A 13,370-nucleotide genomic window follows, 5' to 3' on the forward strand; every position below is an offset into this window, starting at 1 on the left:
TTCCCGGCCCGGACCTCTATGTGTACGCCTCTACGGAGGAAATCCTGCGGAAGGCTCTGAACCGCACTTGGCTAAACGGAATGTTTTCCACAGAGGTGGAGGTGGACGGTGGAGAAATCCTGACCATCCGGGCGGATGGAAGCCGCCGGACAGACCGGTTCCGGCAGCAGGAGTCCTGGCCCTTCTATGGTTGGTATTCCCCACCGGTCCGGTACAACGCCCAGTCCCACTATCTCCGGACACTGAAGAACGTGGCTTCCGCCTTCGGGTACAGCCCGGCCCACATTGACGCCATGCTGGAGGAAGGCTGGACCACCGACGAGATTGAGGAGGCTCTCTATGAGACCGAGATGCTCTGACGTCCGGGATGTTTCGCCGTCCAGGCTGCTGGCGGTAATGAGCAGCCGGCAGCCCCATGGCCGCTTTCTGGCCAGGGAGGACACGGGCTGGACTGCTCTGGACAACACCACCGGGGATGCCTGGACGGAGCATTTCCGGCACAGGCGGTCTGCACTCCGATGGCTCTCCCGTTTCCCGGCGTCTCATTGGGGTATACCTCTGTGAGACCAGCAAAAAGCGTCCCGATAGGGTCGGTTCCGGGCATTTGAGACGTTCCATTTGTCCAACCGACCCTATTGGGACAGGGAGGTAATACAATTTGAAGATTGGCTATATCCGGGTTAGCACCCAAGAGCAGAACACGGTCCGTCAGGAGGTTTTGATGGAGACCCTGGGCGTGGAGCAAATCTACATCGATAAAATGAGCGGCAAGAATTCTGAACGTCCTCAGCTGAAAGAGATGATGTCCTATGTCCGCCGGGGTGATACCGTCATCGTGGAATCCATCAGCCGCTTTGCCCGCAACACCCGGGACCTGCTGGAGCTGGTGGAACAGCTGGCCGCAAAGGGAGTGGAGTTCGTGTCCCAGAAGGAGGCCATCGACACCGCCACCCCCACCGGGAAATTTATACTCACTGTGTTTGGCGCTGTTGCCGAGTTGGAGCGGGAGTATATCCTTCAGCGCCAGCGGGAGGGCATCGAGATTGCCAAAGTCCAGGGCAAGTACAGGGGCCGCAAGCCCATCTCCTCCCCGGACTTTGACAGGGTGGCCGCCCAATGGCGGAGGGGAGAACTTACCGCTGTTCAGGCTATGAAGAAGCTCAATATGAGCAAGGCCACGTTTTACCGGAAAGTTCAGTATAGCACTTCCTTCCATCGGGAAAAATAACCCCAAAGGAGGCTTCCCATGACAAAGCAGCTCCACAGTTCAGTCGTCTCCCAGATATGGCTGAATTATTATAACCAAACCCTTTACCGCCGGGGCGTCATCACTGAGGCCGCCTATCGTCAGATGCTCCTCCGCATTCAGAACAATACAAAGGCGTAATGCAAAATCAAACTTTAAATACCCAGCCAAAGGCTGTGCCGCAAAAGCGTAAGTTTCTTATGTATCGCAACACCGCTAATGTAAACGAAGCCCGGAAAGCCTGGCGTAGACAGGTTTTCCGGGTTTCGTCCATGTTGGGGATTGTGCCGCCATTATTGTAAGCGGCCATACGATTGCATGCTATATGCCCAATGTCCGCCTTCGCGGTATTTGCTTAATTTTCTTTCCTCAACAAAACTCGATAGAATCCGATTTGCCGTTGCCGCCGATACCCCACACAGTTCTCGCACATCGGCGTTCATGATATAGTCGTGAGTTTTTAGATACTCCTGAATCTTGTTCCAGCGGAGGGTTGCCTTATCCATCTTTCCATCGCTCATTTCATCACTCGTGCTAATTGCTTCTATGAGTGATGCTTTGATGGCCGAGAGCATGAACTCAATAAATATCGTAGATTCTCCCGTGTCATTGGAAGCGTTAATGGCTGCGTAATACTCCTGCTGCCGGTCGTGAATGATAGACTCCACCGGCAACCAGGCAAACGCCGAATTCCATTTGGAAAGCAGCAGGGTATGCCACAGGCGTCCTACACGTCCATTTCCATCAGCGAAAGGGTGAATCAGTTCCAGCTCATAGTGGAACACACAGCTGCGGATCAGCATGTGTACCTCGCTGGTTTTTACCCAGTCCAGAAGTTCCATCACCAGGTCAGGGACATACTGTGGAAGCGTGCCAAAATGCAGGACATGCCCTTCACTGTCTACCACACCCACAGGACGGCTGCGGAATACGCCGGACTCTTCCACCAACCCCCGTGTCATAATGCCATGAGCAGTCAGAAGATCATCCACGGAATAGGGATCAAGTTCATCTAGTCTCTCATAAATTTCGTAGGCATTCTTGACTTCAGCAATATCCTTGGGTGGAGCCAGAACATGCTTTCCGTTCAGCACAGCAGTTACCTGCTCCAAGGAAAGGGTGTTCTGCTCGATGGCCAGAGAACCATGGATGGTTCTGATCCGATTGCTGCGCCGCAGCATCGGATTGGCAGAAAGAGAAGCTACAGCCGATAATTTCCCCACCAGTTCCGCAATTTCCGCCACATAGTCAATCATTTGATTGGTGATTTCAAAAGGAGGCTTTTGGTTTCTCATGTAACACCTCGCTGGGTTAATCGTTGTTTTTATTATACCGCACATCACTCATTTCATCAATCAAAACGGAATTGCATTTGAGTGATGCTTTCCTTTTCGATATAAGGAGAGGTTGTAAAACCACGCCAACAATCTGGCGGAGTTGCTTGAGGAGTGCGTAGCGCTTTATGGACGGGCTCATTGGTCCCATTCCACGTATAGCAATCATCAGGCAAAACAGCCGGTGAACACCGAAGAAAAGCCAAGGCGCTGGTGAAACAGTTTTTGGAGTCGGCACTGACCAGTCGGGAACTGCTGGTCAGCCTCATCGAACGGGTGGAACTGAGCGAGAAAAAAGAGAGCATCATCAAATTCCGCTTTCACGAACTGGAGGCGATTTCTTAAAGGGCATCGTTTACAATAGGCATGTCGCTATGTATTGGATATTCTGCTCATGCCCTGGCGCGGTGCGGTCTGCACACTTATAGTTCTTGGAACTGGTCATAGTTGTGCATCTCCTTGTGCTTTGTTGGATTGGAAATCCGAACATAGCTTTGCCCCATAAGATTTTTATATTTTCCCCGCTCACGCCAAATTTTTGCAGACATGACAGCACAACAAAATCAGTATTTATCAGATAAAATATTGGCATTTTTAGAACAGTACTGTTTATTGGACTACTTGTGTGCTATAGTGAGGACAAAGAAAGAGCGAAAGGGGTATCTACTATGGACCATTCTCCCTGTTTGGCACATCTCACCGACGACGGGCGGACACAGACGGTCCTAACCCACCTGCTGGGAACTGCCTCGCTGGCCAGGGCATTTGCTCAGCCTTTTGGGGGCGAATCGCAGGCAGAACTGGCCGGACTGTCCCATGATATCGGAAAGTACAGCGCTGCTTTCCAGCGGAGGCTTCACGGTGGCCCCAGGACAGACCACGCCACAGCGGGTGCGGCGGAGTGCTGGCAGCGCAGGCAGCCCTTTGCCGCTTTTGCAGTAGCAGGTCACCATGGTGGTCTGCCTGACGGCGGCGGCCAGGGGGATGGGCCGGAACTGGCCACTCTGTGCGGCCGCATAAAGCGAAAAGAGCGGAACCTTCTGGAACCCTATGACAGCTGGCGGCAGGAGGTACAGTTGCCCCAGGCGGACATTCCCAGCTTTGTACAGCACGGAATGCCGGAAGGGATGTTTTTTACCCGGATGCTCTACTCCTGTCTGGTGGACGCCGACTTTCTGGACACCGAAGCCTTTATGGAGGCACAGAGCCGAGAGCAGATCCAGTTCTCTGCGGATCAGCTGTGGGATAGGCTCCACCACTACATATCGGGCTGGTTTCCTCCAAAGGGTGAACTGAACCGACAGCGCTGTCAAATTCTGAAGCGCTGTCTTCAGGAGGGCGAGACGCAGCAGCCCGGACTTTTTTCCCTCACCGTACCCACCGGCGGCGGAAAGACGGTGGCATCCCTGGCCTTTGCCCTGGCTCACGCCAGACGGCATGGTCTGCGGCGGATAATCTATGTTATCCCTTACACCTCCATCATTGAACAGACGGCAGAGACTTTCCGCAGGATACTGGGACCGGAGAACGTATTGGAACACCACGCCAATGTCCTCTATGATTTGGAAGGCGAGGCCAATCCCCACACCATCCGTATGGCCAGAGCCACAGAAAACTGGGACATACCGGTAGTGGTGACCACAGCGGTGCAGTTCTTTGAGTCCCTGTATGCCTGCCGTTCCTCCCAGTGCCGCAAACTCCACAATATCTCCGGAAGCGTGGTCATCTTTGACGAGGCTCAGATGATGCCCCTCCCCTTTCTCCGTCCCTGTGTCCACGCTATTTCCCAGCTGGTGGCGCATTACAGTGTCTCCGCCGTCCTCTGTACGGCAACCCAGCCCGCTCTGGAATCAATTTTCCGCGAATTTCTTCCCAACGTCCCTATCCGTGAACTCTGCCCTGCCGACACCTGCCAGTGGGAGGTATTCCGCCGTGTCTCCTTTCTCCAGGCAGGCCGCCTCACCTGGGATGAGCTGGCAGCGCGGCTCAATGAACGCAGCCAGGTCCTGTGTATCGTCAACACCAGGAAGGCCGCCCAGGAGGTATACACCCGCCTGGACAGAGCCGGCAGCTTCCACCTGTCCACACTCATGTGCCCCAGCCACAGGAAACAGCAGCTGGCGGAGATCCGCCGGCGCCTGAAGGAGGGTCTTCCCTGCCGTGTGGTCTCCACCTCGCTGATTGAGGCCGGTGTAGATGTGGATTTCCCCACCGTGTTCCGTGAATTGGCCGGACTGGATTCTATCCTCCAGGCTGCCGGACGGTGCAACCGGGAAGGAAAGCGCTCCGCTGAGGAGAGTATTGTTTACATTTTTGAAGGCGAGAACAAAGCACCTCCGCTGTTTTCCGCCGCCATCGGCGCCGGAAGGGATGTCATGGCCCGCCATGAGGACATCGCTTCTCCGGTGGCCATCCACGATTATTTTCACCAGCTTCTGGATTTGAAGGGCAAAGAGGCCCAGGACAAGGAGCGAATCCTTCCCCTTATTCAGTCGGAGTTTTTCCCGTTCCGCACTGTGGCGGAACGCTTCCATCTCATCGACTCACCCACCAGGACAGTCTATATCCCGCTTGGAGAGGGAGCGGCGCTTGTGGACCAGCTGCGCGCCGGTATGAGCAGCCGGCAGTTGTTCCGTCAGCTGGGACAGTACGGTGTTGCCATCTATGAAAAGCATTTTGCCGCACTGGAGAGCGCAGGCGATTTGGAGGTGCTGGAGAACGGCGCAGCTATCCTGCGAAACACAGCCCTCTACTCCGGCGAGACCGGGCTCTCTCTGGAGGCAGATAGCGGAAAGGCTCTGTTTGTCTAAGGCAAAATAGAGGTGGAGAAGCATAAACGCTTCTCCACCTCTCCAGCCAGGATCTTCTCTAACTCAATATTTCAATCCACGCACTTCTGCGACTTATGTGAGTATACCATAAGCTCTTTCTGATTTGCAAACTCTCTTTTCAATCTTCATTGATTTAGAAAAGATATATGTTGACTTACATATACTTCCGTGTTATATTAATGTCATTACAAAAATGGATATATACGGAAACTAAATTTTAGAAAGGAGTGACGCCTATGTCCATAAAACTGGAGGTTTGGGGAGATTATGCCCTCTTCACACGTCCGGAGATGAAGGTTGAACGGGTCAGCTATGATGTGATGACCCCCTCAGCGGCCAGAGGGCTGATCGAGGCCATTTACTGGCATCCGGGAATGCGGTGGCGCATCGACCGCATCCATGTCTGTGCCCCCATCCGCTTCACCAATCTGCGGCGCAACGAGGTCAAATCCACGGTCTCCGCCACCACAGCCCGCACGGTGATGGAACGCGGAACAGGTGAGCTGTATCTCAGCACTTCGCAGGAGATTCAGCAGCGCGCCGCACTGCTGCTGCGGGATGTGCGCTATGTGATTGAGGCCCATTTTGAGATGACGGAGAACGCCGCACCTGGAGACAACCCGGGAAAATTCCAGGATATTATGAAGCGTCGGATTCAGAAAGGACAGTTTTATCACCAGCCCTGCTTCGGCTGTCGGGAGTTTCCCGCCCACTTCCGCCTGTGTGAGGAGATACCGCCCTGTCCTGACGAACTGAAAGGGGAACGGGACCTGGGCTGGATGCTCTACGACATGGACTATACCAATCCGGAGGACATTACCCCTCTCTTCTTCCGCGGTGTTCTCCAAAACGGTGTGCTGGATGTACCGGCCTGGGACAGCGAGGAGGTACGGCGATGATCCTGCAGGCATTGACCGAATACTACCGGACCCTGGCGGACAGGGGAGAGATCTCTCCCCCGGGCTGGAGTACTGTCAACGTCTCCTACGCGCTCTGTATCGGCGCAGACGGAACCCTGGATCAGGTTATCTCCGTCCAAACCGAACAGAAAAAAGGGAAAAAGACTGTGCTGGCACCGCAGCCCATGACGCTCCCGGCTCCGGTGAAGCGCACCAGCGGCGTGGCGGCTAACTTCCTCTGTGACACGTCCAGCTATCTTCTGGGCGTGGACAGTAAGGGCAAGCCCCAACGTGCCCTGGAGTGCTTCCAGGCGTGCAAAAGTCTCCACCAGGACCTGTTGGAAGCAGTAGACAGCCCTGCTGCCCGGGCGCTGCTGGCCTTTTTTGAAAACTGGCATCCGGAACAGGCAGCAGAACACCCCGCCCTTATCCCCTGTTGGGACGAACTGATGGCAGGTGCCAATCTGGTGTTCCGCTGCGATGGCTCCTTCGTCCACGAGGACGCTCTGATTCGTCAGGTTTGGGACCATCACTATCAGGCTGCGGAAGACGGCCCTCAGATGGTCTGCCTGGTTACTGGAGAGCGTGGACCGGTGGAAAACATCCATCCTCCCATCAAAAAGGTACAGGGCGCCCAGTCCAGCGGCGCGGCTCTGGTATCCTTTAATGCCCCGGCGTTCTGTTCCTACGGCAAAGAGCAGAATTACAACGCCCCTACCAGCAAATACGCCGCCTTTGCCTATACTACCGCCCTCAACCATCTGCTCTCCGACCGGGAGCATGTCTACCGGATGGGGGACGCCACGGTGGTCTGCTGGGCCAAATGCGGCGGGGAGGTCTACCAGAATCTGATGGGCTGGGCACTCTTCGGCCAGGAGCCCTCCTACACGCTGACGGATCTCCAGGGCGCACTGAAAAATCTGTGCGACGGGAGTCCGGTGGAGTTGGATGAGGAGCGGCTGGACCCCAATATGGAATTTTATATTCTGGGGCTCTCTCCCAACGCCGCCCGCCTGTCAGTGCGCTCTTTCCTGCACAATACCTTCGGTCATTTTCTGAAAAACGCCCAGGCTCACCAGCAGCGGCTGGAGATTGTCAAACCCGCCTATGACAAATTTGATGTTCTGCCCCTGTGGAAGCTGCTGGACGAGACCGTAAACCAGAACAGCCGTGACAAAACCCCGTCCCCCAATATGGCCGGCGAAGTGCTGCGGTCCATTCTCACAGACACCCGCTACCCGGCCACCCTGCTGTCCGGCGTGACGCTGCGCATCCGTGCGGAACACGCTGTCACCCGGGGCAGGGCCGCCATTATCAAGGCGTATTATCTGAAAAATCCACATTCCGATGTACCAAAGGAGGTTTTGACCGTGTCCCTCAATCCCGACAGCTCCAACCTTCCCTACAACCTGGGGCGTCTGTTCTCCGTGCTGGAGACCATCCAGTCCGCCGCCAACCCGGGCATCAACTCCACCATCAAGGACAAGTACTTCAACTCTGCCTCCGCCACCCCTGCCATCGTGTTCCCCGTGCTGCTGAATCTGGCCCAGAAGCACCTGAAAAAGCTGGACACCGGCCTGCGTACCTACCATGACAAACAGCTCACCGCCCTGCTTTCCAAGCTGGGCGAGGGCTATCCTCAGCGTTTGAATCTGCCCCAGCAGGGTTCCTTCCAGCTGGGCTACTATCACCAGACCCAGGTCCGTTTTGAGAAAAAGGAGGAAAAGTAATATGTCTGAGCCTATCAAGAACCGCTATGAATTCGTCATCCTCTTCGATGTGGAAAACGGCAACCCCAACGGTGACCCCGATGCGGGCAACATGCCCCGGGTGGACCCGGAGACCGGCCTGGGCATCGTGACCGATGTGTGCCTCAAGCGCAAGATCCGCAACTATGTGGAAACCGTAAAGGAAGACGCCACCGGCTACCGTATCTATGTCAAGGACGGTGTTCCCCTCAACCGCAGTGACGCGGAGGCGTATGCCGAGCTGGATGTCACAGAGAAAACCGTGAAGGAAAAGAAGAAAGCCGACCCCGACCTGGATCGAAAGATCCGGGACTGGATGTGCGCCAATTTCTATGACATCCGCACTTTCGGCGCGGTGATGACCACCTTTGTAAAGGCCGCTCTGAACTGCGGTCAGGTGCGTGGTCCGGTCCAGCTGGGCTTTGCCCGCAGCGTGGAGCCGGTGGTCCCCCAGGAGGTCACCATCACCCGGGTTGCCATCACCACCGAGGCTGACGCGGAGAAGAAGGGCACCGAGATGGGCCGCAAGTACATCGTCCCTTACGGGCTTTACCGCTGTGAGGGATATATCTCCGCCAATCTGGCCCGCAAGACCACCGGCTTCTCCGAAGAGGATCTGTCCCTGCTTTGGGAGGCTATTCTCAACATGTTTGAGCACGACCACTCCGCCGCCCGGGGCAAGATGGCGGTACGGGAGCTGATTGTCTTCAAGCACGACAGTGAGCTGGGCTGTGCGCCCGCCTGGAAGCTGTTTGACGCCGTGACCGTCACCAGGAAAAATCCCGACGATCCCTCCCCTGCCCGCTCCTATCAGGACTATACTGTCGCCGTGGACGAGGCCGCCCTCCCTGCCGGCGTTACCTGTCAGCGGATGGGGTGATCTATGCCGAGGAGGACTACCTCCAGCTCTCCGGTCTGCAGCACTTTGCCTTCTGCCGTCGCCAGTGGGCCCTTATCCATGTGGAACAGCAGTGGCAGGAAAATCTGCGCACCGTGGAAGGTGATCTATTCCATCGCCGTGCTCACGATGAGCAGCTCCGGGAGCGACGGGGAGACACGCTGATCCTGCGTGGTCTCTCCATCGCCTCTCCCACCCTGGGGATATCCGGAAAATGTGACGTGGTGGAATTTCACGCAGACCCCAGCGGCATCTCGCTCTACGGAGAGGAGGGGCTGTGGGTCCCCTTCCCTGTGGAGTATAAACGCGGCGCACCAAAAGCCCATCAGGCGGATGAACTCCAGCTGTGTGCCCAGGCCATGTGCTTGGAAGAGATGCTCTGCTGTACCATCCAGGCGGGTGCCCTTTTCTACGGCGAGACCAGGCGGAGGACGTTAGTGCCCTTTTCCGCAGAGCTACGGGAAGAAGTGCAGACAATGCTGGAGGAGATGCACCAGCTCAGCCGCCGGGGATACACGCCAAAGGTAAAGCCCTCCAAAGGGTGCAGTGCCTGCTCGCTGAAAGAGTTATGTCTACCGGTTCTGATGAAAGGGAAAGCCGTGGAGTCCTATCTGCATGACGCACTGGAGGGTGAGACATGAGACATCTGCTCAATACCCTGTTTGTAACCTCAGAGGACATCTATCTCTCTCTGGACGGCGAAAACGTCGTAGCCAACCGGGAACATACGGTAGTGGCCCGCTATCCGCTCCACACCCTCTCCGCTATTCTCTCCTTTTCCTATCCGGGCGCCTCTCCTGCACTGATGGGAGCCTGTGCACAGCGGGGAATCTCCCTCTCTTTCTGCACGCCAAGAGGAAAATTTCTGGCCCGGGTTACCGGTGAGGCCAATGGAAATGTTCTTCTGCGCCGCGCCCAGTACCGTGTGGCAGATGATCCTGTCCAGAGCTGTGCTGTCGCACGTGCTATGGTCTTTGGAAAGATGTACAATGCCCGCTGGAGCATTGAACGTACCCGCCGTGACCACGGCCTCCGGGTTGACACCGGGCGTCTGGAGGCCGTGTCCGGGCAGCTGAAGGCGCTTCTGCCACAACTTCTGGACGAGACAGATCTGGACTCTCTGCGCGGCCTGGAAGGCGCCGGCGCCACCGCATATTTCGGTGTATTTGAGCAGTTGATCTTGGGTGATTCAACTCTGTTCCAGTTTCATACCCGCAGCCGCAGACCGCCCCTTGACCCTGTGAACGCTCTGCTCTCCTTTTCTTACAGCCTGTTGTCCCATGACTGTGCATGGGCACTGGAGAGTGTGGGTCTGGACTCCTATGTAGGCTTTCTCCACCGAGACCGTCCAGGCCGCAGCTCTCTTGCGCTTGATTTGATGGAGGAGTTTCGCCCCTGTATTGCGGATCGCTTTGTCTTGACCTGCATTAACAACCGTATCTTTCAGAAGTCAGACTTCGAATATCGTGAGAACGGCGGCGTCTTTCTCAGTGAGAGCGGGCGGCGTATCTTTCTTCAACGATGGCAGGAGCGCAAAAAGGATACTATGACGCATCCTTTTCTGGGTGAAAAGGTACCGTGGGGGCTGGTACCCTATCTGCAGGCGCTGCTTCTGGCACGATATCTCAGGAATGACTTGGACGCTTATCCTCCATTTTTGTGGAAGTGAGTATGTTATGTTAGTACTGATTACATACGATGTTAATACCGGGGATGCTGCCGGACGCAGACGTCTGCGGCAAATTGCCAGACAGTGCGTTAACTATGGTCAGCGTGTACAGTGCTCTGTGTTCGAATGTCTGCTGGACTCAGCCCAGTGCAAAATGCTTCAGGCAAAGCTGTTGGAGATCATGGACCAGGAGAAGGACAGCCTGCGGTTTTACTATCTCGGAAGCCGCTACGAAAACAAGATCGATCACTTCGGCCGCAAAACTTCCTATCTGCCGGAAGACCCTCTGATTCTATAAGTGTGCGAGGCTCCAGCCCCCATAAATTCTCAGGGAGGTTCGCACTTATATCCAGCCGTTTCCCACGAATCATGATACGCTATTTTCTCTTATAGTTTTTCAGCATTTAATATATGCACTTAAAAATTGTGTAAAATGCGCAAATTTGCAGGTATTTATTTGTGTATATCTGCTGTCGCTCCCCACACGGGGAGCGTGGATTGAAATACCGCCACCCCCACGCTGCACTCCCGCAGGATGCCGTCGCTCCCCACACGGGGAGCGTGGATTGAAATATTGACCCGGCCAACCACCAGAGCCTGTGCGATCAGTCGCTCCCCACACGGGGAGCGTGGATTGAAATCACGTCGTTGACGGAGATCACCTCGTAGGGCTTGGTCGCTCCCCACACGGGGAGCGTGGATTGAAATCGCAACGGCGAGGAGATACAGGAGAAGGACTACTAGTCGCTCCCCACACGGGGAGCGTGGATTGAAATCCGGCGTCCTCCATGCCGGCGTCCATAACCACAGCGCGTCGCTCCCCACACGGGGAGCGTGGATTGAAATAAAACGTTTCCGCCTCATGTCCGTGACTACTTCAAGTCGCTCCCCACACGGGGAGCGTGGATTGAAATAAAGCTGCCGGGGGACATGGGGTTGAGGGCAAAGTCGCTCCCCACACGGGGAGCGTGGATTGAAATCTCCTTTCCTCCTTCCCCCGGCAGTTGCCCTGCGTCGCTCCCCACACGGGGAGCGTGGATTGAAATAAGGAAAGCCTGGAAAAACTCGAAGCATACAGCAAGTCGCTCCCCACACGGGGAGCGTGGATTGAAATACCTTTCTTTGAAAATCATCATAAAAACAGGAAAGTCGCTCCCCACACGGGGAGCGTGGATTGAAATCAGTAGTGCCAAGTATACCAATACTGTTACTTTGTATGTCGCTCCCCACACGGGGAGCGTGGATTGAAATAGTTTATGAACTTCAAGGGCAACGACGGCCAGCAGGTCGCTCCCCACACGGGGAGCGTGGATTGAAATTCTGATAGTCCGGCCAGTTGATATAACCGGAATCGTCGCTCCCCACACGGGGAGCGTGGATTGAAATCAAAAGGAGGTAATCGCCTTTGGACAGCATACTCGTCGCTCCCCACACGGGGAGCGTGGATTGAAATTGGTCTGCGTCGCTATTTATGCGGTACTGGTACAGAGGTCGCTCCCCACACGGGGAGCGTGGATTGAAATATCATCGGTCAGCTGCCTTGCCCGCTCAATCCACTCGTCGCTCCCCACACGGGGAGCGTGGATTGAAATCAGCCGTTGGCGGTGTAGAACTCGCTGCGGTAGCGTCGCTCCCCACACGGGGAGCGTGGATTGAAATACCTCGTATTCTCTGCCCCGCCTCCTGCGGCTGCGGTCGCTCCCCACACGGGGAGCGTGGATTGAAATCCCTGCACTCCGTTCCCAGCCGCCTGGTTGCCCGTGTCGCTCCCCACACGGGGAGCGTGGATTGAAATCGGTAGCGCTCAGCGCCGAAGGGGGCGGATACGGTCGCTCCCCACACGGGGAGCGTGGATTGAAATCAAACATGCCCCGCATCCCATCAAACATGCCCTGGTCGCTCCCCACACGGGGAGCGTGGATTGAAATCCCCGTGCTCCGACGGGGCGGGCTGCAGCTTTGGTCGCTCCCCACACGGGGAGCGTGGATTGAAATAGACTCTTCCCTGGACCTGCCGGGGCTGGCACGCCGGGTCGCTCCCCACACGGGGAGCGTGGATTGAAATACCTACGACGACGAACACCTGCCGGAAAACCGAGTCGTCGCTCCCCACACGGGGAGCGTGGATTGAAATCTCACCCGCCGGATGTGCCTGTGGCAGGTGGGCAGTCGCTCCCCACACGGGGAGCGTGGATTGAAATCAACCAGGGCCCAGGGGGATGCCACCCACCGGTGGCGTCGCTCCCCACACGGGGAGCGTGGATTGAAATGCCCCCGTCCGCTCCAGGGCCAGTGCTGCCTCGTAGGTCGCTCCCCACACGGGGAGCGTGGATTGAAATCTTGCCCTTTTGTATATATTCCGGCATTTCTCCGGTCGCTCCCCACACGGGGAGCGTGGATTGAAATCCCTGGGCAGATACAGCCTTGATGCTCTGCTATAGTCGCTCCCCACACGGGGAGCGTGGATTGAAATATCCTTTACCACTCCCCTGTCAAATCCAAACATGAGTCGCTCCCCACACGGGGAGCGTGGATTGAAATGAGCAGGTGCCGTTGAAATGTCCGGTGAAGCGTGGGTCGCTCCCCACACGGGGAGCGTGGATTGAAATTTTGAGGGCAAGGGCATCACCGGCAAGAGCCTTGTCGCTCCCCACACGGGGAGCGTGGATTGAAATAGCCGCTCAACCTCCGTTTTGAGATTGTCCAAATCGTCGCTCCCCACACGGGGAGCGTGGATTGAAATCGC

General features: G+C 56.1%; 10 protein-coding genes, 1 pseudogene and 1 CRISPR repeat array. Of the genes and pseudogenes, 10 read left to right on the forward strand and 1 reads right to left on the reverse strand.

The window, feature by feature from the left end; all coding sequences use genetic code 11:
- From QZY67_RS11835 to QZY67_RS11845, 3 genes and pseudogenes are all read left to right on the forward strand, one after another.
- Positions 1–359 (forward strand): annotated as a pseudogene (locus tag QZY67_RS11835) (hypothetical protein); the annotation flags it as partial.
- A gap of 299 nt (positions 360–658) precedes the next feature.
- Positions 659–1,228, forward strand: a complete 570-nt coding sequence (locus QZY67_RS11840) for a recombinase family protein (protein WP_295370552.1) — start codon at positions 659–661, stop codon at positions 1,226–1,228.
- An 18-nt stretch (positions 1,229–1,246) separates the two neighbouring features.
- Complete coding sequence (locus QZY67_RS11845) at positions 1,247–1,387, forward strand: hypothetical protein (protein ID WP_277215757.1); 141 nt, start codon at positions 1,247–1,249, stop codon at positions 1,385–1,387.
- 152 nt (positions 1,388–1,539) lie between these two features.
- Here the strand turns inward: QZY67_RS11845 and QZY67_RS11850 are convergent, their stop codons facing one another.
- Positions 1,540–2,541, reverse strand: a complete 1,002-nt coding sequence (locus tag QZY67_RS11850; RefSeq protein ID WP_295370555.1) for a Fic family protein — start codon at positions 2,539–2,541, stop codon at positions 1,540–1,542.
- A gap of 707 nt (positions 2,542–3,248) precedes the next feature.
- Between QZY67_RS11850 and cas3 the strand changes: the two genes are divergently transcribed.
- The 7 genes from cas3 to cas2 all read left to right on the forward strand — a co-directional run bounded on the left by cas3 (position 3,249) and on the right by cas2 (position 10,923).
- A complete protein-coding gene (gene cas3 / locus QZY67_RS11855) occupies positions 3,249–5,390 on the forward strand; it encodes a CRISPR-associated helicase Cas3' (RefSeq protein ID WP_366448974.1) in 2,142 nt (713 codons plus the stop codon).
- Positions 5,391–5,647: 257 nt separating this feature from the next.
- Entirely contained in the window at positions 5,648–6,310 is a 663-nt protein-coding gene (gene cas5c, locus QZY67_RS11860) for a type I-C CRISPR-associated protein Cas5c (protein ID WP_295370558.1), read from the forward strand.
- Positions 6,307–8,040: a type I-C CRISPR-associated protein Cas8c/Csd1 gene (gene cas8c, locus QZY67_RS11865; protein WP_295370560.1), complete on the forward strand. Its 1,734-nt coding sequence runs from the start codon at positions 6,307–6,309 to the stop codon at positions 8,038–8,040. Before cas5c ends, cas8c begins: the two co-directional genes overlap by 4 nt.
- A gap of 1 nt (position 8,041) precedes the next feature.
- The gene (gene cas7c, locus QZY67_RS11870) at positions 8,042–8,938 is read left to right on the forward strand and encodes a type I-C CRISPR-associated protein Cas7/Csd2 (RefSeq protein ID WP_294537322.1); all 897 of its coding nucleotides are present in this window, start codon (positions 8,042–8,044) and stop codon (positions 8,936–8,938) included.
- Entirely contained in the window at positions 8,935–9,597 is a 663-nt protein-coding gene (gene cas4, locus QZY67_RS11875; RefSeq protein WP_295370562.1) for a CRISPR-associated protein Cas4, read from the forward strand. Before cas7c ends, cas4 begins: the two co-directional genes overlap by 4 nt.
- Positions 9,594–10,625, forward strand: a complete 1,032-nt coding sequence (gene cas1c / locus QZY67_RS11880; protein WP_295370564.1) for a type I-C CRISPR-associated endonuclease Cas1c — start codon at positions 9,594–9,596, stop codon at positions 10,623–10,625. The genes cas4 and cas1c overlap by 4 nt, the downstream gene beginning before the upstream one ends.
- 7 nt (positions 10,626–10,632) lie before the next feature.
- Positions 10,633–10,923, forward strand: a complete 291-nt coding sequence (gene cas2, locus QZY67_RS11885) for a CRISPR-associated endonuclease Cas2 (RefSeq protein ID WP_006570575.1) — start codon at positions 10,633–10,635, stop codon at positions 10,921–10,923.
- Positions 10,924–11,097: 174 nt separating this feature from the next.
- Positions 11,098–13,367: direct repeats of the CRISPR family, unit length 33 nt; unit sequence GTCGCTCCCCACACGGGGAGCGTGGATTGAAAT.
- Positions 13,368–13,370 lie beyond the last annotated feature (3 nt).

Source organism: uncultured Pseudoflavonifractor sp., from assembly GCA_904419835.1.
In the GTDB taxonomy this organism is placed as follows: Bacteria; Bacillota; Clostridia; order Oscillospirales; family Oscillospiraceae; genus Pseudoflavonifractor.